The following is a 21,659-nucleotide window of genomic DNA, read 5'->3' on the forward strand; positions in this document are numbered from 1 at the left end:
CAAAGTCGTATGTCGTTTGAGTTACTTGCTACTGACGGCAAGGCTCGTCGCGGTCGTTTGACCTTCCCGCGCGGTACTGTCGAGACCCCGGCCTTCATGCCGGTGGGCACGTACGGTACGGTCAAGGGCATGTTGCCGCGGGATATCGTCGCCACTGGCGCGGAAATCATTCTGGGTAACACCTTCCACTTGTGGCTGCGTCCTGGCACCGAAGTGATCAAGAAGCACGGCGACCTGCACGATTTCATGCAGTGGAAAGGCCCGATTCTTACAGACTCCGGCGGTTTTCAGGTGTTCAGCCTGGGCGCGATGCGCAAGATCAAGGAGGAGGGCGTGACCTTCGCTTCTCCGGTCGACGGCGCCAAAGTGTTCATGGGCCCGGAAGAGTCGATGCAGGTCCAGCGTGATCTGGGCTCGGACATCGTGATGATCTTCGACGAATGCACTCCGTACCCGGCCGATGAAGACGTCGCTCGCGTCTCGATGGAGCTGTCGTTGCGCTGGGCCAAGCGTTCGAAAGAAGCCCATGGCGACAACACCGCAGCGCTGTTCGGCATCGTTCAGGGCGGTATGCACCAGGATTTGCGCATGCGCTCCCTGGAAGGCCTCGACAAGATCGGCTTCGATGGCCTGGCCATTGGCGGTCTGTCGGTGGGCGAGCCCAAGCACGAGATGATCAAGGTGCTGGATTATCTGCCGGGCCAGATGCCGGCTGACAAACCTCGTTACCTTATGGGCGTTGGCAAACCGGAAGATCTGGTTGAGGGTGTGCGCCGCGGTGTGGACATGTTCGATTGCGTGATGCCAACCCGTAATGCCCGCAATGGGCATCTGTTCATTGATACAGGCGTGCTGAAGATCCGTAACGCGTTCCATCGCCATGATGATTCGCCGCTGGATCCGACCTGCGATTGCTATACCTGCCAGAACTTCTCCCGTGCTTATCTGCACCATCTGGACAAATGCGGCGAAATGCTGGGTAGCATGTTGAATACCATCCACAATTTGCGCCATTACCAGGTGCTTATGGCTGGTTTGCGCGAGGCTATTCAACAGGGTACATTGGCCGCCTTTGTCGATGCCTTCTACGCCAAACGCGGGTTACCTGTTCCGCCTTTGGACTGAGTTTTCTGACCCCAAGATTCAACATTTGCAACTGGAGTGCTAAATGAGCTTTTTTATCTCTAATGCCATGGCTGACGCTGCTGCACCTGCGGCAGGCCCAATGGGCGGCGGCTTTGAGTGGATTTTCCTGGTCGGTTTCCTGGTCATCTTCTACCTGATGATCTGGCGTCCACAGGCCAAACGCGCCAAAGAGCAGAAAAACCTGCTGGGCAGCCTGCAAAAAGGTGACGAAGTCGTGACCACCGGTGGTATCGCCGGCAAGATCACCAAAGTATCCGACGACTTCGTTGTTCTGGAAGTCTCCGATACCGTCGAAATGAAATTCCAGAAAGGCGCCATCGCCGCCACGCTGCCAAAAGGCACGCTCAAAGCGATCTAAGTTTCAACTTCTACTCAATCGACGGGGCGCGCAAGGCGCCCCGCGTCATAAGCGGGCGGCGTGATGCTGAACAAATACCCTCTGTGGAAATACATTCTGATCCTGGCGGTGCTGGCGGTCGGTCTGATTTATTCCGCTCCCAATCTATACCCTGATGACCCGGCCATTCAGGTCAGCGGTGCAAGCACTGCACTGCAGGTTACTCAGGCTGATCTGGATCGTGTGAGCAGCGCGCTCAAGGACTCCGGGATCAACGTCAAGGCGGCCACCCTGGCTGCGGGCGGCAAGGGCGGTCTGATCCGTCTGACCAAGGCTGAAGATCAGCTGCCAGCCAAAGACGTCGTACGCAAGGCATTGGGTGATGACTACGTCGTTGCACTGAACCTGGCACAAACCACCCCGCAATGGCTGCGCAGCCTTGGCGCGCACCCGATGAAGCTGGGTCTGGACTTGTCCGGTGGCGTGCACTTCCTGCTGGAAGTGGACATGGACAAAGCCCTCGATGCACGCCTGAAAGTCTACGAAGGCGACGTCAAGAGCCTGTTGCGTAAAGAGCGTCTGCGCTATCGCAGCCTGCCGCAACTGGGTGGTGCCATTCAGCTGGGCTTCACTGATGAAGCAGCCCGTGAAGAAGCGCGTGCGCTGATTCGCAAGAACTTCAACGATTTCGACATTGTTCCGGCCGACCTCAATGGCCAACCGGTACTGCGTCTGGCGATGACCCCGGCCAAGCTGGCGGAAATCCGCGAATACTCCATCAAGCAGAACTTGACCACGGTACGTAACCGCGTCAACGAGCTGGGGGTTGCCGAACCTATCGTTCAGCGCCAAGGCGCCAACCGCATCGTGGTTGAGCTGCCGGGCGTGCAAGACACTGCAGAAGCCAAGCGCATCCTCGGCAAGACGGCCAACCTTGAGTTCCGTCTGGCGGCTGAGCCTGGTGCTTCGAAAGCTACTTCCGAGGAATTCGAGTTCCGTGAAGGCAAGCGTCCTCCGGCGCTGATCGAGCGTGGTCTGATCATCACCGGTGACCAGGTGACAGACGCCAAGGCTGGCTTCGGCGAGCACGGCACGCCAGAAGTGAACATCCGTCTGGATGGCCACGGCGGCGAGCTGATGAGTCGTGCGACTCGCAGCAACGTCGGCCGCAGCATGGCGGTGATCTTCATCGAACAACGTCCGGTCACCACTTACACCAAGCAAGTGGTCAACGGCGTCGAGAAAGACGTACCGGTTCAGACGTTTAAAGAAGAGAAGAAGATCATCAGCCTGGCGACCATCCAGTCGCCGCTGGGTGCCCAGTTCCGCATCACTGGCCTGAACGGCCAGGGCGAATCGTCCGAATTGGCGCTGCTGCTGCGTGCCGGTGGTCTGGCGGCACCGATGTACTTCGCTGAAGAGCGCACCATCGGCCCAAGCCTGGGTGCTGACAACATCACCAAAGGTATCGATGCATCGCTGTGGGGCATGCTGTTTGTCTCGCTGTTCATCATGGCCATCTACCGCTTCTTCGGTCTCATCGCCACCGTCGCGCTGACGGTGAACATGGTGATGTTGCTGGCCTTGATGTCGTTGCTGGGCGCAACGCTGACCCTGCCGGGTATCGCCGGTATCGTATTGACCATGGGTATGGCGGTCGACGCCAACGTACTGATCTTCTCGCGGATACGTGAAGAGATCGCGGCCGGCATGACCGTGCAGCGGGCAATCAACGAAGGCTTCGGCCGGGCATTCACCGCGATTCTCGACGCCAACCTGACAACCTTGTTGGTCGGCGGGATTCTCTTCGCCATGGGCACCGGCCCGGTCAAGGGTTTCGCAGTGACCATGTCCCTCGGGATCTTTACCTCGATGTTCACGGCCATCATGGTGACCCGCGCGATGGTCAATCTGATCTTCGGCGGTCGTGACTTCAAGAAGTTGTGGATTTAAGGGGCTGCCATGTTACGTACAATCAACTTCATGGGCGTTCGCAACGTTGCGTTCGGCGTCACATTGTTCCTTACCGCACTGGCATTGTTCAGTGTCGCCACCAAGGGCATGAACTGGGGCCTGGACTTCACCGGCGGTACGCTCATCGAGCTGACCTACGAGCGTCCGGCCGATGTCACCAAGGTGCGTGAGCAACTGGCGACAGCGGGTTATCACGAAGCCATCGTGCAGAACTTCGGTGCTACTACCGATCTTCTGGTGCGCATGCCTGGCGAAGACCCGCAACTGGGTCACCAGGTGGCTGAAGCGCTGCAAAAAGTCGGCGGCGACAACCCGGCCCAGGTCAAGCGTGTCGAGTTCGTCGGCCCTCAGGTCGGTGAAGAACTGCGCGATCAGGGCGGCCTCGGCATGCTGATGGCGCTGGGCGGCATTTTGATCTACCTGGCTTTCCGCTTTCAGTGGAAGTTTGCGGTAGGTGCGATCGTTTCGCTGATCCACGACGTGATCGTGACCATCGGTATCCTGTCGTTCTTCCAGATCACCTTCGACCTGACGGTACTGGCGGCGGTGCTGGCGATCATCGGCTACTCGCTCAACGACACCATCGTGGTATTCGACCGGGTTCGTGAGAACTTCCGGGTACTGCGCAAGGCCAGCCTGATCGAGAACATCAACATCTCGACCACGCAAACCCTGCTGCGGACCATGGCAACGTCGATCTCCACATTGCTGGCGATCGCGGCCTTGTTGTTCTTCGGTGGCGACAACCTGTTCGGCTTCTCCATCGCCCTGTTCATCGGTGTTCTGGCGGGTACTTACTCGTCGATCTACATCGCGAACGTGGTGCTGATCTGGCTGAACCTGAGCAGCGAGGACCTGATTCCTGCTGCGGTGGCCGAGACGGAAGTCGACGACCGCCCATAACGGTTATCGCTTTTCCAGCTGTAGCCCGAGAAGGCGCGAGTATTGAACTCGCGCCTTTTTTTATGCTCCAAGGCTGGGAGAAGCGCGGGTTTGTCCCGTCTGTGATGGTCAGGAGGTTCATGTGAACAAGTCGTTGCTGGTTGGTGCGGTATTGGGTGCTGTCGGTGTCACTGCCGGGGGTGCTGTTGCCACCTACAACCTGGTTAAAAGCGGCCCTGAGTATGCGCAAGTGTTGGCCGTTGAACCGGTCAAGACACAAATCAAGACTCCACGTGAAGTGTGCAAGGACGTTACGGTTACCCGGCAAGCGCCGGTGAAAGATCAACACCAGATCGCCGGTACGGTGGTCGGCGCGCTGGCGGGTGGCCTGTTGGGCAACCAGATCGGCGGCGGTACAGGCAAGAAAATCGCCACAGTGGCCGGTGCGGTCGGCGGTGGTTATGCGGGTAACAAGGTGCAGGAAGGCATGCAGGAGCGTGATACCTACACCACCACTCAAACCCGCTGTAATACCGTGAATGACATCAGCGACAAGGTTGTAGGCTACGACGTTCGTTATTCGCTGGATGGCAAGGAAGGCAAAGTGCGGATGGATCGCGATCCGGGCAACCAGATTCCGGTCGACAAGGAAGGCAAGTTGATCCTGGGGCAGAACGAACCGGCTCAACAATAAGCTGAGCGCCTCAAGCAAAAAGAAGCATCTCGAGAGGGATGCTTTTTTTGTGCCTGAATTTTATGTTCGCCGCCAACGTGCTATGAAAGACTCCTCATTTTTCGCGGCCTTACGCCTGCCTGTCCGAGACCCCATGCCTGCCATTGATCATCCCCTGATAGACCAGTTCCTTGACGCCCTGTGGCTGGAAAAAGGCCTTTCCGATAATACCCGCGATGCCTATCGCAGCGACCTGGCCTTGTTCAACGGTTGGTTGCAGGAAAAGGGCCTGGAGTTGATCAACGCCGGTCGCGAGTTGATCCTCGATCACCTGGCCTGGCGCCTGGAGCAAAACTACAAACCCCGTTCCACGGCGCGGTTTCTTTCCGGTGTGCGTGGCTTCTATCGCTATTTATTGCGGGAAAAGCTGATCGCGGTCGATCCGACATTGCGTGTCGATATGCCCCAGCTAGGCAGGCCGTTGCCTAAGTCCTTGTCGGAAGCCGATGTGGAGTCGCTGCTGGCCGCGCCAGACCTGAGCGAAGCCATCGGTCAGCGAGACCGCGCCATGCTGGAAGTGCTTTACGCCTGTGGCTTGCGGGTCACGGAGCTGATCAGCCTGACGCTGGAACAGGTCAACCTGCGCCAAGGCGTGCTGCGGGTGATGGGCAAGGGCAGCAAGGAACGACTGGTGCCGATGGGCGAGGAGGCGATTGTCTGGGTCGAGCGGTACATGCGCGATGCCCGTGGCGAGTTGCTGGGCGGGCGTCCCAGCGATGTGCTGTTCCCCAGCCTGCGCGGCGAGCAGATGACCCGCCAGACCTTCTGGCATCGCATCAAACACCAGGCCAAGGTCGCCGGGATCGGCAAGTCGTTGTCTCCACATACCCTGCGCCATGCCTTCGCCACACACTTGCTCAATCACGGCGCCGATTTGCGCGTGGTGCAAATGTTGCTCGGCCACAGCGATCTGTCGACGACCCAGATCTATACTCACGTCGCCCGCGCACGCTTGCAGGACCTGCACGCCAAACATCACCCACGTGGCTAACGCAGCTCCTGAAATGGAAATGCCGCCCTGTGGCGAGGGGGCTTGTCGGAGCGCCGCACCGCCCCGTTCGGCTGCGCAGCAGTCGTCAATCCTTGCGCCTCGGTCCATATATCGGAAAGAGATCGCCACAGAGGGGCTGCTTCGCAACCCAACGGGGGCAAGCCCCCTCGCCACAGGGGCCTTATGTGGTAGGCTTTGCCGGTTTGCACGATGGGCGGTTATGACCCGGTGTTTCGGCACGGGTGTTCTGATCGTCCCATTTGTCCGCCTTCAGGAGTTCTCATGCGTCTGACCCAGATTTTCGCCGCCGCAGCCATTGCGTTGGTCAGCACCTTTGCCGTCGCCGATGACACGGCCGACAAAGCCATTCGTAAAAGCCTGCAAACCCTCGAGCTCGACGTGCCGGTCGAAAGCATCACCGCCAGCCCGTTGCCAGGCCTGTATGAAGTCAAACTCAAGGGCAGCCGTGTGCTCTATGCCAGCGCCGATGGCCAATACGTCGTTCAGGGTTACCTGTTCCAGCTCAAGGACGGCAAACCGGTCAACCTGACCGAGAAGACCGAGCGCCTGGGCATTTCCAAACTGATCAATAACATTCCAGTGGCTGAAACCGTGGTTTACCCGGCCATCGGCGAAACCAAATCACACATCACCGTGTTCACCGACACCACATGCCCGTATTGCCACAAGCTGCACGCCGAAGTGCCGGCGCTGAACAAGCTGGGTATCGAAGTGCGTTATGTTGCGTTCCCGCGCCAGGGCCTGGGCTCGGCGGGTGACGAGCAACTGCAAGCCGTGTGGTGCTCCAAGGACAAGAAAGCGGCCATGGACAAAATGGTCGATGGCAAGGAAATCAAGGCCGCCAAGTGCGAGAACCCGGTAGCCAAACAGTTCGCCCTCGGTCAGTCGATCGGCGTGAACGGTACACCGGCCATCGTTTTGGCCGACGGACAGGTCATTCCGGGCTACCAGCCTGCGCCACAAGTCGCCAAACTGGCATTGGGCGCGAAATAATTTCGCATCGTCATGGTCAGCCTTTGACGATCATGGTTCGGCGGCAATATTGTCGAGCCATTAATAGAGAGCCGCGAGTATGCGGTTGTTTTCACGGCCGGCCTTGAGTCGGCCGTTTTATGGGGAGTTCACAGTGAAACCGGTCAAAGTAGGCATCTGTGGGTTAGGGACCGTCGGTGGCGGTACCTTCAACGTACTTCAGCGCAACGCCGAGGAAATTGCTCGTCGTGCCGGGCGTGGAATCGAAGTGGCACAAATTGCCATGCGCACGCCAAAGCCTCAGTTCCAGACGACCGGTATTGCGATTACCAACGATGTGTTCGAAGTGGCCACGAACCCTGAGATCGACATCGTTATAGAGCTGATGGGCGGCTACACCGTTGCCCGCGAGCTGGTACTCAAGGCCATCGAGAATGGCAAGCATGTGGTCACCGCGAACAAGGCACTGATCGCCGTTCACGGTAATGAAATTTTTGCCAAGGCTCGCGAGAAGGGCGTCATCGTGGCGTTCGAAGCGGCCGTGGCCGGCGGCATTCCCGTGATCAAAGCGATCCGCGAAGGTTTGTCCGCCAACCGCATCAACTGGGTGGCCGGGATCATCAACGGCACTGGCAACTTCATTCTCACCGAAATGCGTGAAAAGGGTCGCACCTTCGAAGACGTACTCGCCGAGGCGCAAGCCCTGGGTTACGCCGAAGCCGATCCGACCTTCGACGTCGAAGGCATCGATGCAGCCCACAAGCTGACGATCCTGGCGTCCATTGCATTCGGTATCCCGCTGCAATTCGACAAGGCTTACACCGAAGGCATCACCAAGCTGACCACCGCTGACGTGAACTACGCCGAAGCGCTGGGCTATCGCATCAAGCACCTGGGCGTGGCGCGCAGCACCGCGGCCGGTATCGAGTTGCGTGTGCACCCGACGCTGATCCCGGCCGATCGTTTGCTCGCCAACGTCAACGGCGTGATGAACGCAGTGATGGTCAACGGCGATGCTGCCGGTTCGACCTTGTTCTACGGCGCCGGCGCCGGCATGGAGCCGACGGCTTCGTCGGTGATCGCTGACCTGGTGGATGTGGTTCGCGCCATGACCTCCGATCCGGAAAACCGCGTGCCACACCTGGCTTTCCAGCCGGATTCGCTGTCGGCCCATCCGATCCTGCCGATCGAATCCTGTGAAAGCGCTTACTACCTGCGCATTCAGGCCAAGGACCATCCGGGCGTATTGGCTCAGGTGGCGAGCATCCTGTCGGAGCGCGGCATCAACATCGAATCGATCATGCAGAAAGAAGTCGAAGAGCATGACGGTCTGGTGCCAATGATCCTGCTGACGCACCGTGTGCTGGAACAGCACATGAACGACGCGATCACCGCCCTGGAGGCCTTGGAAGGCGTGGTCGGCCCGGTCGTACGAATCCGCGTCGAGCACCTGAACTAAGCCGTTATCGTTCACCGGGCCCGCACGCGGGCCCGGCATTGCGAACACTGTCTATTGGAGCCAGTCATGCGTTATATCAGTACCCGCGGCCAGGCACCGGCCCTGAATTTTGAAGACGTCCTGCTGGCAGGTTTGGCCACGGACGGCGGCCTGTATGTGCCGGAAAACCTGCCACGTTTCACCCAGGAAGAGATCGCTTCCTGGGCCGGCCTGCCGTATCACGAGCTGGCCTTCCGGGTGATGCGTCCGTTCGTGACCGGCAGCATTCCCGATGCCGATTTCAAAAAGATTCTTGAAGAAACCTACGGCGTGTTTTCCCACAACGCCGTGGCCCCGTTGCGTCAGCTCAATGGCAACGAATGGGTGCTGGAGCTGTTCCACGGCCCGACCCTGGCATTCAAGGACTTCGCCCTGCAACTGCTCGGTCGTCTGCTCGACTACGTGCTGGAAAAGCGCGGCGAACGCGTGGTGATTGTTGGCGCTACCTCCGGTGACACCGGTTCGGCCGCCATCGAAGGCTGCAAGCACTGCGAAAACGTCGACATCTTCATCCTGCACCCGCACAACCGTGTGTCCGAAGTGCAGCGTCGCCAGATGACCACCATCTTCGGCGAAAACATTCATAACATCGCCATCGAAGGCAACTTCGATGACTGCCAGGAAATGGTCAAGGCCAGCTTCGCCGACCAGAGCTTCCTCAAGGGCACGCGCCTGGTGGCGGTGAACTCGATCAACTGGGCGCGGATCATGGCCCAGATCGTTTACTACTTCCACGCAGCCCTGCAGCTGGGTGGCCCGGCGCGTTCGGTGTCGTTCTCGGTACCAACCGGCAACTTCGGCGATATCTTCGCCGGTTACCTGGCGCGCAACATGGGCCTGCCAATCAACCAGTTGATCGTCGCCACCAACCGCAACGACATCCTGCACCGCTTCATGAGCGGCAATCAGTACGTCAAGGAAACCCTGCACGCCACGCTGTCGCCGTCCATGGACATCATGGTCTCGTCGAACTTCGAACGCCTGCTGTTCGACCTGCACGGTCGCAACGGCGCGGCAATTGCCGGCTTGATGGACACCTTCAAGCAGGGCGGCGGTTTCAGCGTCGAAGAGGAGCGCTGGACCGAGGCACGCAAACTGTTCGATTCGCTGGCCGTGGACGACGCCCAAACGTGCGAAACCATTGCCGAAGTCTTTGAGCAAACCGGCGAGCTGTTGGACCCGCACACTGCCATCGGCGTGAAGGCCGCGCGCGAATGCCGTCGCAGCCTGGATATCCCGATGGTGATCCTCGGTACAGCCCATCCGGTCAAATTCCCGGACGCAGTGGAAAAAGCCGGTGTAGGAAAAGCACTCGAACTACCTGCACATCTTTCTGATTTGTTTGAGCGAGATGAGCGTTGCACCGTGTTGCCGAACGACCTGAAAGCCGTACAGGCCTTTGTCAGTCAGCATGGCAACCGCGGCAAGCCGCTGTAACCGGTAAAAGCTGTCACATTTTGAAGCCCGTCTCCTGACGGGCTTTCTCATTTCTGCATGCCACACTTGCCGGGTTTCGTAAAAGAAGAGCCGCCCATGAAGGACGGGCGAGACGATTACCAAGGAAGTGGCAATGCTGTTTTTCAGAGGGTTTAGACCAGCCGTGTGCTGGATGTTTTTGCTGGGCACCCTGGGCTTCGGGCCGTGGGTAAAGGCAGCGCAATGGGTGGCACATGATTCCAGGGCGTCAACCGCCGTCGCACGCATTGAGCTGGATGCTCAGGAGCTGCAATGGGTTCGTGATCATCCCGAGGTCGTTGTCGCGTCGGCGCAGTACCCGCTGTACCTGTTCAAGGATGAGTATGGTCACTGGAGCGGTTTGAACAACGATGTGCTCGACCGAATCAGTGCCATGACAGGGCTGCGGTTCGTCCATGAAGAGTCGTTTTCTACCGATCAACTGCTGGAACAACTGGAAAACGGCGCGGCGGACATGAGCACGACGTTGGCAATAAATGACGAGCGCAAGGTGTTCCTGGATTTCAGCCATGCATTCGGCGGGGCGGGTTGGGTACTCGTGGGACTGGCCGACACACCAGCGTTACAGTCCCTGGAACAACTTTCCAGAAGAGTCCTGGTATTGCCGGCCCGGCACGCCTTGGAGGGTGTGATTCGTCGTGATTACCCGGCGATTGAGCTGCGCCTGGTCAAAACCTACGCTGAAGCCTTGGCGCTGGTGGAAAGTGGCGAGGCCTACGCCACCATAGAAAATGAAATCGGAGCGCAGCTTTATCCCTCGGACCGGCTCAAGGTAGGGCCTGCGGTGGAGGGCAAGTGGGAGGCTGATCACTTGGCGGTCCGCAAAGGACAGCCGCACCTATTGAGCATCCTCAACAAGGCGCTCGAAGCATTCCCGCCTGCAGAGCTACGCGCCATACGGCTGAAATGGCTGAATGGAATTGCACCGGTACATGCGCCCTCGGCCTGGCAGCGGATAACCCAGTGGGGCTGCTGGAGCCTGTTCATCGTTAGCCTGTTCGGCCTGCTTTCATTGCTGTGGAACCGTCGGCTCGCCGCACTGATCGAACAACGTCGGGATGCCGAGAAAGACCTTAATGACCAGCTCGCATTTCAGCATGCGTTGATAGACGCCATGCCCGATCCGATGTTCGTGCGTGATCTGGAGGGGCGTTTGATCATGTGCAACAAAAGTTATGAGGAGAACTTGTCGACCCGTTTCGACCAGGTACAGGGTCGACAACTGATCGAAGTCGATGTTTTGCCCAAAGAAACCGCCGAGCAGCTGCACACCGAGTTCATGGCTCAGCTCGGTACTCGCAAGACTCGCTTCAGTGAACGTCAGTTGATGTTCAAGGATGGCGTCAGGGATATCTACCAGTGGACGGTGCCGTTCTACAGTGCCAATGGTCAATTGCGAGGATTGCTGGGCGGATGGAGCGATATCGGCAAGCGTACACGCCAGGTGTGAATAGCAATGCGATCTGTAGCAGCTGCCGAGCCTGCGAGGCTGCGTTCGGCTGCGCAGCAGTCGTGAATCCAGGCGGCTCGGTACCTTAGCCAGACCTTGCAAGCAGGTTTTACGACTGCTTCGCAGCCGAACGCAGCCTCGCAGGCTCGACAGCTGCTACAGCCGAACGCAGCCTTCGGCAGCTGCTACAAGGCATGCGTCGTGGTTGAAATGGCTCAACTGACTGGCATTAAGCGTGAATCAGCTGTTTTTTTACTGTCATCTTGACCGTGCATGCTCTAGTTACCAGAGGCGCCGGTGCGCCTGCCGTTGGAATCCAGAACTTTCTTCTCGGGCCTGTGGTCATTTACTGTGGACAACCCCAGGCACTTTGTTTTCGGACTATTGAGTGGTGATCGCGATGGAAAGTATCAGTCTATTGCTCGGTGAGGCTCTGAGCCCGTATCTGGTCAAGTTGACCCCATCGGGTGCCCATGGCGAATGCCTGGTGACACTGAAGAGTACGAGCGGCGCTATCGTGGTCGAACGGGCGTTCAATCAGGCCCAGTTAACCGATAAACGTCTGCTGACGGATGTCGTCGACGGGCTGCACCGCGACGTGCTGATCGCTGAAGGACGTCTGGAGCCCTGTGTTATCGCGGCGTTGCGCAATGCTGCTCAGGACAAGATCCTGGCCAGCCGAAATTGAATTGTTTTTTGTGGGAACCTTCCTGCGCCAAGGTCAGTCAGACCATGTAACAGCAGGATCAAGCATTGTGCTCCGGTGCTTGTAGCTTGTTGCTACTGGTCTTTATGTAGGCCACGTTTAACCCCGAGTCGTCTCCCCACTTCTCGGGGTTTCTTTTTGCCTGCGATTTGTCACTGCGCGGCCTGACGCTCGAAAAAGGCCCGGGTTTCTTCTAGGTAGTCCTTGCGTCTTTGCGGATCGAGCCAGTCGGCGTACAGCGGGTCCAGGCGCTCGCGGGGCAGGGCGCGCAATAGCTGATTGATTTCACTGATTGCCTGTCGCCCCTGGGGCGTATTCGAGCAACCGATGTACCCGGACAAGTATTTGCCCGTGCCTTTGACCGGATAAAACTCTAACTGATCATCGGCAATATGTTCCTGACGAGCCTGATAGCGGATTTCCGGCCAGTAACCCAAGACCACTTGCAAGCGACCCAGGCGCTGCATCTGCAACAGATTGCCGAGGGCGTCGTTGCCGTAGTGAGCCGTCAGCACGCCGGGCGGCGCTTGTTGCAGCAACGTGTCGAGGAACTGACCGTAACGGCGCTCGGCCACTACACCGACTTTCTCTCGTCCGCTGGCCAACAGTGCTGCCAGATCGACTTCATCGCCAAAGAGAAAAGGCTCCAGTGCCGACCGATCTTCACGTCGAATCACCAGCCCATTGCTGACTGCCCGGAAGACCGGTATGGAAAACGCAATCCAGTGTTCGCGCTCCTCGCTCCAGATCAGCGAGGGGTCGCAGGTGAAAGATTTCTCATGGAGCATTTGCATGCCACGGGCGCGATTGACCCGCATCAGGGTGTGTTCGTACTGTGGCATCCCGGCGATCAACAGCGGCATCAATTGATCGATAACGCCTTGGCCTTTTTTCGGGCCTTCGAAGACCGTCAGTGGCGGCAGGTCGCGCAGCAGCCAGAACAAATGTTCCTTAGGTTGCGCCAGGGCCGGGGATATCAGTCCCGCCAACAGCCCGAGCAGCACTAGCACACGCCCGATGCCGGCGTAATCGATTGCGGATGAAATCAGGCGCTTCAGCTTAGATGGCCCCGTCTTCACGCAACCGTGTGATCTGTGCCGAGTCGTAGCCAAGGTCGTGGAGCACCTGCGCATTGTGCTCACCCAACTGCGGCCCGACCCATTCGGAGCTGCCGGGTGTCTCAGAGAGTTTTGGCACAATGCCGGGCATCTTGAAGTCCTTGCCGTCGGGCAGCTTGGCTTGCAGGAACATTTCCCGGGCCAGGTACTGCGGATCACTGAACATGTCTTCGGCACTGAAGATCCGGCTGGCCGGAACGTCGGCCTGGTTCAGTTGCTCGATCACCGCGTCCAGCGGCAGTGAGTTGACCCAGCGATCGATCACCCCGTAAATCTCGTCGCGACGGCTGTCACGTCCGTCGTTGCTGGCCAGCACAGGGTCGTTGGCCAGGTCTTCGCGACCGATGATCAGCATGAAACGCTTGAAGATCGCATCGCCGTTGGCGCCGATCTGTACGTGTTTGCCATCAGCGCTGGTATGGATAGAGGAGGGCGTGATGCCCGGCATGATGTTGCCGGTGCGTTCGCGGATGAAGCCGAACACGTCGAACTCCGGGACCATGCTTTCCATCATGGCGAAGATCGCTTCGTACAACGCCACGTCCACCACTTGCCCCAAGCCGCCGTTGACCTCGCGATGCCGCAAGGCCATCAGTGCGCCGATCACGCCCCAGAGCGCGGCAATCGAATCGCCGATGGAAATCCCGGTGCGCACTGGCGGCCGGTCCTCGAACCCGGTGATGTAGCGCAGGCCGCCCATGGACTCACCGACCGCGCCGAAGCCTGGCTGATCTTTCATCGGCCCGGTCTGGCCAAAGCCCGAAAGCCGCACCATCACCAGTTTCGGGTTCAGTGCGTGCAAGACGTCCCAGCCCAGGCCGAGCTTTTCCAGCACGCCGGGGCGAAAATTCTCGATCAAAATGTCCGCTTCGCTAAGCAGCTGTTTGAGAATCGCCAGGCCATCCGGGTGTTTCAGGTTCAGGGTCAAAGACTTCTTGTTACGCGCCTGAACGAACCACCACAGCGAAGTGCCTTCATACAACTTGCGCCATTTGCGCAACGGATCACCGCCGTCCGGGGACTCGATCTTGATCACTTCGGCGCCGAACTCGCCGCAAATACGCGAGGCAAACGGCCCGGCAATCAACGTACCCAATTCGATGACTTTCAGACCGCAGAGCGGTTTGTTGGAGAACGGCATACTGAATCCTGTAGGACAAAGGCTGAGCGAATGCAGAGTTTTAACATAGGCCGACGCCCATCGCCCAAAGTTGATGCCTTCAATTCGTTGATTGCCTGTTGCATCGGTTAGACTTGCCGCCTTTCCTCGTATCAAGAAGCCCGTTCATGGCCCAGCCGTCCACGACCTACAAGTTTGAACTGAACCTCACCGACCTCGACCGCAGCGTCTACGAGAACGTGAAGCAGACCATCGCCCGTCACCCTTCGGAAACCGAAGAGCGCATGACCGTGCGGCTGCTGGCCTACGCCTTCTGGTACAACGAGCAGTTGTCCTTCGGTCGCGGTCTGTCAGACGTGGATGAGCCAGCGCTGTGGGAAAAGAGCCTGGATGATCGTGTCCTGCACTGGATTGAAGTCGGCCAGCCAGACGCCGATCGCCTGACCTGGTGCTCGCGCCGCACCGAGCGCACCAGCCTGCTGGCTTACGGCAGCCTGCGGGTTTGGGAAACCAAAGTGATCCCGGCGATCAAAAACCTGAAAAACGTTCACATCGCCGCTGTGCCTCAGGACGTGCTGGAAACCCTGGCCAAGGACATGCCGCGCGTTATCAAGTGGGATGTGATGATCAGCGAAGGAACGATTTTCGTCACCGACGACCGTGGTCAGCACGAAGTCCAGTTGCAATGGCTGAGCGGTGAACGCGGCTGATTATTCGCCGCGTTCACCGCGTTACCCGGTTTTATCCTACGTATTCAAGAGAAGCACCTGTCACCCCATGCGCATCGAACCTCGCCTGTTGCCCGACACCCTGCCATTTCTCGGTGATATTCCACCGCTGCTGACCCGCCTTTACGCGGCGCGGGGCGTGCAATCCGAGGCTGAACTGGACAAGAGCCTGGCGCGGCTGATTCCGTATCAGCAGCTCAAAGGCATCGAGGCGGCGGTGGATTTGCTGGTGACGGCCCTGGAGCAACGTCAGCGGATACTGATCGTCGGCGACTTCGACGCCGACGGTGCGACGGCCAGTACCGTGGGCATGCTGGGGTTGCGTCTGTTGGGCGCGGCGCATGTCGACTATCTGGTGCCGAACCGGTTCGAGTATGGCTATGGCCTGACGCCGGAAATCGTCGAGGTGGCGCTGACCCGCGAGCCGCAGCTGCTGATCACCGTGGACAACGGTATCTCCAGCGTCGAAGGCGTGGCAGCGGCGAAAAAGGCCGGGCTCAAGGTGCTGGTCACCGATCACCACTTGCCCGGCGATGAACTGCCCTTGGCCGATGCCATCGTCAATCCGAATCAGCCGGGTTGCGAGTTTCCGAGCAAAGCCCTGGCCGGCGTCGGGGTGATCTTCTATGTACTGATGGCCCTGCGCGCGCGCTTGCGCAGCCTGGGTTGGTACGAGAGCACGCCGCAGCCGAACATTGGCGAACTGCTGGACCTGGTGGCACTGGGCAGCGTTGCCGACGTGGTGCCGCTGGATGCCAACAACCGGATTCTGGTGCATCAGGGGCTGGAGCGGATTCGCGCCGGGCGTGCGCGGCCGGGAATCAAGGCGATCCTTGAAGTGGCCAAGCGTGACCATTCGCGCATCACCTCCACTGACCTGGGCTTCATCCTCGGCCCGCGTCTGAACGCGGCAGGGCGTCTGGACGACATGAGCCTGGGCATCGAATGCCTGCTCACCGAAGATGCGGGTGCTGCCCGTGAAATGGCCGCTCAACTGGACGGCATGAATCAGGACCGCAAATCCATCGAGCAGGGCATGCAGCGTGAGGCGCTGGCCCAGCTCAAGGATCTGCCGGTGGAATCGATGCCGTTCGGCCTGTGCCTGTTCGATCCCGAGTGGCACCAGGGCGTCATCGGAATCCTCGCCTCTCGTATGAAAGAGCGCTATTTCCGTCCGACCATTGCCTTTGCCGATGCCGGCAATGGCCTGCTCAAGGGCTCGGGGCGTTCGGTTCAGGGCTTTCATATTCGCGACGCCTTGAGCGTGGTGGCGGCGCAACATCCGAACCTGATCAGCAAATACGGCGGCCACGCCATGGCGGCAGGCCTGACGTTGCCGGAAGCGAATTTTCCGTTATTTGCCGAGGCCTTTGACGCTGAAGTGCGTAGGCAACTGCGCGAAGAAGACCTGACCGGGCGCCTGCTGTCGGACGGTACGTTGGCGGTCGAAGAGTTTCACCTGGAACTGGCCCGCGCCCTGCGCCACGCCGGGCCTTGGGGGCAACACTTTCCGGAGCCGCTGTTCCATGGCGTGTTTCAACTGGTTGAGCAGCGCGTCGTCGGTGAACGACACCTCAAAGTGGTGCTGAAGAGTGAATGCGGTTCGGTGAAGCTTGATGGAATCGCCTTCGGTATCGACCGTGATATCTGGCCAAATCCGACCATAAAATGGGTGGAATTGGCCTACAAACTCGACCTCAATGAGTTCCGTGGGAACGAGACCGTGCAGCTGATGATTGCCCACATCGAACCGCGTTAAGGCCTTCGCGGGCAAGCCTCGCTCCTACAGATCACCGAAATCTGTAGGAGCGAGGCTTGCCCGCGAAAGCAATTTCCCTCACACCGAATCTCTCTAAACCCTCCCTGATCCCCCGATGTCGACTAGTCTCTAAGCACTGCTTGATTATCCTTGTGACGTCTTGTCGAATTTTTTGCCCGCGGGGGCGGGTGCTGCACCCTTTTTCCTGTCACTCGTCGACTATTCAAACAGAACCCTGGAGCCTGCCCACTGATTCGAGAGGTGCCCCATGAGTCTGCTGCTTGAACCCTATACCCTTCGTCAATTGACCCTGCTTAACCGCATCGCGGTGTCACCGATGTGCCAATACTCCAGCGTCGATGGGCTGGCCAATGACTGGCATCTGGTCCACCTCGGCAGCCGTGCTATCGGCGGCGCTGGTCTGGTATTCACCGAAGCCACGGCGGTCACCGCTGACGGGCGCATTACCGCCCAGGACCTCGGTCTCTGGAATGATCAACAGATCGAATCCTTGCAACGTATTACGCGCTTTATCGCTGCCCAGGGTGCCGTTGCCGGCATCCAGTTGGCGCACGCCGGACGCAAGGCCAGTACGCATCGGCCGTGGCTCGGCAAGCATGGCAGCGTCAAGCCGGAAGACGGCGGCTGGACTCCGGTCGGCCCTTCGCCGATCGCTTTCGACCCTCAGCACACACCACCCAAGCAACTCGATGAGGGCGAGATCGCTGACGTCATTCAGGCCTTCGTCGATTCGGCCAAACGGGCGCTGACCGCCGGTTTCAAAGTGGTCGAAGTACACGCCGCCCACGGTTACTTGTTGCACCAATTTCTTTCGCCCTTGAGCAATCAGCGGCGCGATCAGTACGGCGGTTCGTTCGAGAATCGGATTCGTCTGGTGCTGCAAGTCACCGAAGCGGTGCGTGCGGTGTGGCCTGAGGAGTTACCGGTGTTTGTGCGAGTGTCGGCCACCGATTGGGTGGAAGATGGCTGGAACCCCGATGAAACCGTGGAGCTGGCGCGACGCCTCAAAGATCTGGGCGTGGACCTGATCGACGTCTCATCGGGCGGTACGGCGGTGAACGCCGAGATTCCTACAGGCCCGGGTTATCAGACCCGCTTCGCCGAGCGCGTACGCAAGGAGTCAGGCATTGCCACTGGCACTGTAGGAATGATCACCGAACCGGCCCAGGCCGAGCACATTCTGCGTACCTGTCAGGCCGACATTATCTTCCTCGCCCGGGAGTTGTTGCGTGATCCGTATTGGCCGCTGCATGCCGATGATGATCTGGGCGGGCACAAGGCTGTCTGGCCGGCGCAATACCAGCGGGCCACCCATCGCGACCAGCCGATTCATGAATCGGATTTGCGTGACTGAAGGGGGGCTGTAAAAAACAAAAAGCCCCGGTCGTGTTGACCGGGGCTTTTTGGTTTCTGGGTCGGGATATTGGTTGGCTGTTCGGCCGTCTTCGCGGGCAAGCCCGCTCCCACAGTGGTTCATCGTCGTTCGCAGAATCGGTATACGACACAAATCGATTGTGGGAGCGGGCTTGCTCGCGAAGGGGCCATTTCAGACCCCGGCTAACTCTCAGGTGTACTTACGCTTATCCGGTGCAGGCGGGAAATACTGGTACAACCAGGTTTCACTCAACGTCCGGTCATTGGTGCGAATGAACAACCGCAGTTCCACCGGAGCCACGCTGTCATTGGTCGGGTACCAGTCGAAGGTAATGCGGTAGCCCTTGATGTCATCCAGCACCAACACGTTGAAGTCCTTCACTTGGCCATTCGAGCAGGTCACCACCGGCTCGATCCCCACGCCTTCGGGCAAGCGGTCCAGACCGCCGCCGGTAAAGTCCACGGCAAAGCGTCGTGCCCAGACCTCTGGGTAATGCTCGCCCGGCGCCCAGCCTTCAATGAAACCGCCCATGCCCGAACGGGTCGCGTGGACCCGTGCCAGCGGTGTGCTCACCGGTGGCAGAGCGCTCCAATAGAGCTTGTAGCCATAGTTGAGGGAGTCCCCGGCCGCGACCGGTTTTTTCGGCGTCCAGAATGCAACGATGTTATCCAGGGTTTCGCCGGTTGTAGGAATTTCCAGCAAATCGATAGAGCCTTCGCCCCAAGCGGTTGTAGGTTCTACCCACAGACTCGGGCGCTTGCTGTACCAGTCGACGGTGTCTTGATAATTGGCGAACTCGTGATCGGTCTGCACCAGGCCGAAACCTTTCGGGTCGGTGTCGGCAAAGGCATTGAATTGCAGGGTGGCCGGGTTGTTCAGCGGGCGGCAGATCCATTCGCCGTTACCGCGCCACATCGCCAGGCGATCAGAGTCGTGGATCTGCGGGTGAATGGTGTCGCACATGCGCCGTTCGTGAGTGCCGCAGCTGAACATGCTGGTCATCGGTGCGATGCCCAGTTGCTCGATGGCGGTGCGGGCATTGACGTGGGCGTCGACTTCCATCACCACACGCTCGGCCTGGCAATCGATGTCAAAACGGTAGGCGCCAGTGGCGCTCGGCGAATCGAGCAGGGCGTAAACCACGAAACGGGTGCTGTCCTTGTCTGGTGTCTCGAACCAGAACTTGGTGAAGTCCGGAAACTCTTCACGCTTCTTGGCGTACGTATCGATCGCCAGGCCGCGGGCCGACAAACCGTACTGGCCGGTGGCATCCACCGCGCGGAAATAGCTGGCGCCGAGGAACGACAACACGTCGTGCTTATCCAGCTCCGGAGCCTTGAACAGCTTGAACCCGGAGAAACCCAGATCGGCCTTGAGCTGTTTAGTGTCAACGGTGGTTTTTTCATAGTTGAACAGCGACGGGCGGAAATGCACCTCGCGCGCCAGTCGAGTCTTGGGATCGACGCTGTACATGCGCACCGGTTGCTTGAAACCCATGCCGACGTGGAAAAACTGCACGTCCAGTTGACCTTTCAAGTCCTTCCACAGCGAGTGATTGCCGTCGTAGCGGATCGCGTTGAAGTTCTGCGGTGTCATGGTCGCCAGCGTCGGCGGCAGCACCTGTTTGGTGTCCTGATAAGGCTTGCCGGCGAGCTGTTTGGCCTGGCTCTTCAGCGCTTCGAAGTCGAACGCCACAGCGTCGCCATCAGCCGTGCTGCTGCCAGCCCAGGCGTGTGCGGCCAATAGGCCGGTGGCTGAGAGACCAGTGTAAGCCGCGATGGCCATGGAGGCTTTGAGCAAATTCCTGCGGTGCATAAGTACAACCTGTCGTGAACAATCCCGCGCCGTTCCTGGCACGTGCTGGATCAGAAATAACGGTTCGGACATGCCTTCGGCCAAACGCAACGGACTTTAGAGCAGATGCCAATAAGCTTAAACCGTTCAGTTGCAGAGCAAAAATGTTTGATGGCACCGCGACAGCGCGGCAATGAAACAAGACATGTCGGGTAACGTTTCTCACAGAGCTTTCTGATTTATAGGGCATATCTGCTTTTTTCGACTAATTACTCTAAAAACCGCTTTTCAGCGCCGATTTAATTTCTATTCTATGGGCATGACCGGTTTCGGCCCTTCAGGCCGGTGGGTTCAGCGCGTACAAGACGGCCGCTGAAAGTGATAGGGCGATGCGGTTTTGCAGTTTTCTCTGACGTATAGAAGGACATCGTCCATGTCGAAAGTACAAGGCATCACTGAAATATTAGGAATCTTTCCCTGGCTGACCACCGGTCGGCGAAGGCGTCGGCTCAGTTCGGAGGAGTTGAAGTTGGTGGAGCGGTATCGCGAGCTGTCGGAGAGCGACCGGATTGCGATGCGGTATCTGGTGGATGCGATGCGCAGTGTTTCGCGGTTTTAACGGTAGGAGATTGAGTGATGTTGGAAAACCAAAGGGGCGGACTGTAAAAGTCCGTCCCTTTGTGCATCAGTTCAACGGCTACAAATCGTGAATGGCCGCTGTGCTTGCATCAGGTCAGGCATGTCCCGCCACTTGATCCAGGCCTGATGCTGCCAATGCAGCAGCGGCACAGAAACCCCAGCCCATTGCAACGAACTCAGGCTGGGAATGTTATCCACAGATGTCGCTTTCGAATCACGCAGCATTGGGATGACCTCATTGCTCAGCCACTGGCGCAGGTTTCGGTTTTCCGGGACGAAATGGTGAACGAGCAGGGCATACATCCCTGATTCGCTGACCATCAGTGATTCGGTCGTTTTACCGTTCTTCAGCAGCCAGACATATTGGCGTTGATCAGGATCGAGCTTCAGGGTGAGCCGTTGGTCCATCGGTCGACCCATCAGACGACCGAGGTCCTGGACGCAGAACCAGGCTTGGTTGTCCTGCATGAAGGCGTGGAGGAAGCGATTGTGGCGGGTGAAGACAGTAGGAGTGTAATGGGGATGGATTTCAGAGGGATTTAGCGTGTGCTCAAGCATTTTTCGACTCCATGTTGAAAAGGAAGCCGCCACTAATCCTTCGACAGATTGGGGTGGCGGACCGCGCGGCGTTCGAAGTCGGAACATTCTCGATCAACATGTAAGCCGAGAGGCCCGCGCCACACGGCCCACCATAAAGCGAAACTGAAAGGCAAAAATTGCCCCAGTTCATATGGGGGCGCGGATGCGCCATGTTGATGATGTTCCGGCTTCGACCCCGGGTCGCTGATTTGGCAGTGACGGGATAAGCCTATCGTTCAGGCGCACGCGGCGCCAAGTCTACTCTGGCGATGCTTGTTGTAGGAATTGTTGTATTTGCCGGAAGGCTCCATCTGTAGGAATTTCCTGTTTTTGCACGAGG

19 protein-coding genes are annotated in these 21,659 nt (G+C 58.6%); 15 read left to right on the forward strand and 4 right to left on the reverse strand.

Going from position 1 to position 21,659, the window contains the following annotated elements:
- Positions 1 to 9 precede the first annotated feature (9 nt).
- From tgt to IB250_RS11400, 11 genes are all read left to right on the forward strand, one after another.
- Entirely contained in the window at positions 10 to 1,125 is a 1,116-nt protein-coding gene (gene tgt, locus IB250_RS11350) for a tRNA guanosine(34) transglycosylase Tgt (RefSeq protein ID WP_176466924.1), read from the forward strand.
- A 43-nt stretch (positions 1,126 to 1,168) separates the two neighbouring features.
- Entirely contained in the window at positions 1,169 to 1,504 is a 336-nt protein-coding gene (yajC, locus tag IB250_RS11355; protein WP_008014002.1) for a preprotein translocase subunit YajC, read from the forward strand.
- 63 nt (positions 1,505 to 1,567) lie between these two features.
- Positions 1,568 to 3,436, forward strand: a complete 1,869-nt coding sequence (gene secD, locus IB250_RS11360; RefSeq protein ID WP_192344165.1) for a protein translocase subunit SecD — start codon at positions 1,568 to 1,570, stop codon at positions 3,434 to 3,436.
- Between the two features lie 9 nt (positions 3,437 to 3,445).
- The gene (gene secF, locus IB250_RS11365; RefSeq protein ID WP_192344166.1) at positions 3,446 to 4,360 is read left to right on the forward strand and encodes a protein translocase subunit SecF; all 915 of its coding nucleotides are present in this window, start codon (positions 3,446 to 3,448) and stop codon (positions 4,358 to 4,360) included.
- A gap of 121 nt (positions 4,361 to 4,481) precedes the next feature.
- On the forward strand, positions 4,482 to 5,033 hold the full coding sequence (locus IB250_RS11370; RefSeq protein WP_123498043.1) for a glycine zipper 2TM domain-containing protein: 552 nt from the start codon (positions 4,482 to 4,484) through the stop codon (positions 5,031 to 5,033).
- A gap of 133 nt (positions 5,034 to 5,166) precedes the next feature.
- On the forward strand, positions 5,167 to 6,063 hold the full coding sequence (gene xerD / locus IB250_RS11375; protein WP_123498045.1) for a site-specific tyrosine recombinase XerD: 897 nt from the start codon (positions 5,167 to 5,169) through the stop codon (positions 6,061 to 6,063).
- Between the two features lie 282 nt (positions 6,064 to 6,345).
- Entirely contained in the window at positions 6,346 to 7,077 is a 732-nt protein-coding gene (gene dsbC / locus IB250_RS11380; RefSeq protein WP_008072863.1) for a bifunctional protein-disulfide isomerase/oxidoreductase DsbC, read from the forward strand.
- A 133-nt stretch (positions 7,078 to 7,210) separates the two neighbouring features.
- A complete protein-coding gene (locus IB250_RS11385) occupies positions 7,211 to 8,515 on the forward strand; it encodes a homoserine dehydrogenase (protein ID WP_032830508.1) in 1,305 nt (434 codons plus the stop codon).
- A 66-nt stretch (positions 8,516 to 8,581) separates the two neighbouring features.
- Complete coding sequence (thrC, locus tag IB250_RS11390; RefSeq protein ID WP_038979090.1) at positions 8,582 to 9,991, forward strand: threonine synthase; 1,410 nt, start codon at positions 8,582 to 8,584, stop codon at positions 9,989 to 9,991.
- Between the two features lie 133 nt (positions 9,992 to 10,124).
- Positions 10,125 to 11,480, forward strand: coding sequence for a transporter substrate-binding domain-containing protein (locus tag IB250_RS11395; RefSeq protein WP_123498047.1), 1,356 nt, complete (start codon positions 10,125 to 10,127; stop codon positions 11,478 to 11,480).
- Positions 11,481 to 11,880: 400 nt separating this feature from the next.
- Positions 11,881 to 12,168, forward strand: coding sequence for a DUF3509 domain-containing protein (locus IB250_RS11400; RefSeq protein ID WP_008014014.1), 288 nt, complete (start codon positions 11,881 to 11,883; stop codon positions 12,166 to 12,168).
- A gap of 170 nt (positions 12,169 to 12,338) precedes the next feature.
- Here IB250_RS11400 and IB250_RS11405 read toward each other — a convergent pair whose 3' ends face one another.
- The gene (locus tag IB250_RS11405; RefSeq protein WP_192344167.1) at positions 12,339 to 13,265 is read right to left on the reverse strand and encodes a TIGR02285 family protein; all 927 of its coding nucleotides are present in this window, start codon (positions 13,263 to 13,265) and stop codon (positions 12,339 to 12,341) included.
- Positions 13,246 to 14,445 carry a CaiB/BaiF CoA transferase family protein gene (locus IB250_RS11410; RefSeq protein ID WP_192344168.1) on the reverse strand — a complete coding sequence of 400 codons (1,200 nt, stop codon included), beginning with the start codon at positions 14,443 to 14,445 and terminating at the stop codon, positions 13,246 to 13,248. The genes IB250_RS11405 and IB250_RS11410 overlap by 20 nt, the downstream gene beginning before the upstream one ends.
- 146 nt (positions 14,446 to 14,591) lie before the next feature.
- Between IB250_RS11410 and IB250_RS11415 the strand changes: the two genes are divergently transcribed.
- From IB250_RS11415 to IB250_RS11425, 3 genes are all read left to right on the forward strand, one after another.
- Positions 14,592 to 15,134 carry a YaeQ family protein gene (locus IB250_RS11415; RefSeq protein ID WP_095631726.1) on the forward strand — a complete coding sequence of 181 codons (543 nt, stop codon included), beginning with the start codon at positions 14,592 to 14,594 and terminating at the stop codon, positions 15,132 to 15,134.
- Between the two features lie 67 nt (positions 15,135 to 15,201).
- Positions 15,202 to 16,911, forward strand: coding sequence for a single-stranded-DNA-specific exonuclease RecJ (recJ, locus tag IB250_RS11420; protein ID WP_192344169.1), 1,710 nt, complete (start codon positions 15,202 to 15,204; stop codon positions 16,909 to 16,911).
- A 268-nt stretch (positions 16,912 to 17,179) separates the two neighbouring features.
- Positions 17,180 to 18,286, forward strand: a complete 1,107-nt coding sequence (locus tag IB250_RS11425) for an NADH:flavin oxidoreductase/NADH oxidase (RefSeq protein ID WP_192344170.1) — start codon at positions 17,180 to 17,182, stop codon at positions 18,284 to 18,286.
- Between the two features lie 210 nt (positions 18,287 to 18,496).
- Here IB250_RS11425 and IB250_RS11430 read toward each other — a convergent pair whose 3' ends face one another.
- Positions 18,497 to 20,122: a glucan biosynthesis protein D gene (locus tag IB250_RS11430; RefSeq protein WP_192344171.1), complete on the reverse strand. Its 1,626-nt coding sequence runs from the start codon at positions 20,120 to 20,122 to the stop codon at positions 18,497 to 18,499.
- A gap of 412 nt (positions 20,123 to 20,534) precedes the next feature.
- On the opposite strand from IB250_RS11430, the gene IB250_RS11435 reads away from it, so the two are divergent.
- Positions 20,535 to 20,720: a hypothetical protein gene (locus IB250_RS11435; protein ID WP_192344172.1), complete on the forward strand. Its 186-nt coding sequence runs from the start codon at positions 20,535 to 20,537 to the stop codon at positions 20,718 to 20,720.
- Between the two features lie 71 nt (positions 20,721 to 20,791).
- Here IB250_RS11435 and IB250_RS11440 read toward each other — a convergent pair whose 3' ends face one another.
- A complete protein-coding gene (locus IB250_RS11440; protein ID WP_123498063.1) occupies positions 20,792 to 21,298 on the reverse strand; it encodes a Bro-N domain-containing protein in 507 nt (168 codons plus the stop codon).
- Positions 21,299 to 21,659: the final 361 nt, after the last annotated feature.

The organism is Pseudomonas sp. PDM09, from assembly GCF_014852305.1.
GTDB lineage: Bacteria > Pseudomonadota > Gammaproteobacteria > Pseudomonadales > Pseudomonadaceae > Aquipseudomonas.

Coding starts and splice junctions, on each gene's coding strand:
- tgt (WP_176466924.1), top strand. CDS start 10: ATGTCGTTTGAGTTACTTGCTACTGACGGCAAGGCTCGTCGCGGTCGT.
- yajC (WP_008014002.1), top strand. CDS start 1,169: ATGAGCTTTTTTATCTCTAATGCCATGGCTGACGCTGCTGCACCTGCG.
- secD (WP_192344165.1), top strand. CDS start 1,568: ATGCTGAACAAATACCCTCTGTGGAAATACATTCTGATCCTGGCGGTG.
- secF (WP_192344166.1), top strand. CDS start 3,446: ATGTTACGTACAATCAACTTCATGGGCGTTCGCAACGTTGCGTTCGGC.
- xerD (WP_123498045.1), top strand. CDS start 5,167: ATGCCTGCCATTGATCATCCCCTGATAGACCAGTTCCTTGACGCCCTG.
- dsbC (WP_008072863.1), top strand. CDS start 6,346: ATGCGTCTGACCCAGATTTTCGCCGCCGCAGCCATTGCGTTGGTCAGC.
- thrC (WP_038979090.1), top strand. CDS start 8,582: ATGCGTTATATCAGTACCCGCGGCCAGGCACCGGCCCTGAATTTTGAA.
- IB250_RS11395 (WP_123498047.1), top strand. CDS start 10,125: ATGCTGTTTTTCAGAGGGTTTAGACCAGCCGTGTGCTGGATGTTTTTG.
- IB250_RS11400 (WP_008014014.1), top strand. CDS start 11,881: ATGGAAAGTATCAGTCTATTGCTCGGTGAGGCTCTGAGCCCGTATCTG.
- IB250_RS11410 (WP_192344168.1), bottom strand. CDS start 14,445: ATGCCGTTCTCCAACAAACCGCTCTGCGGTCTGAAAGTCATCGAATTG.
- IB250_RS11415 (WP_095631726.1), top strand. CDS start 14,592: ATGGCCCAGCCGTCCACGACCTACAAGTTTGAACTGAACCTCACCGAC.
- recJ (WP_192344169.1), top strand. CDS start 15,202: ATGCGCATCGAACCTCGCCTGTTGCCCGACACCCTGCCATTTCTCGGT.
- IB250_RS11425 (WP_192344170.1), top strand. CDS start 17,180: ATGAGTCTGCTGCTTGAACCCTATACCCTTCGTCAATTGACCCTGCTT.
- IB250_RS11430 (WP_192344171.1), bottom strand. CDS start 20,122: ATGCACCGCAGGAATTTGCTCAAAGCCTCCATGGCCATCGCGGCTTAC.
- IB250_RS11435 (WP_192344172.1), top strand. CDS start 20,535: ATGTCGAAAGTACAAGGCATCACTGAAATATTAGGAATCTTTCCCTGG.
- IB250_RS11440 (WP_123498063.1), bottom strand. CDS start 21,298: ATGCTTGAGCACACGCTAAATCCCTCTGAAATCCATCCCCATTACACT.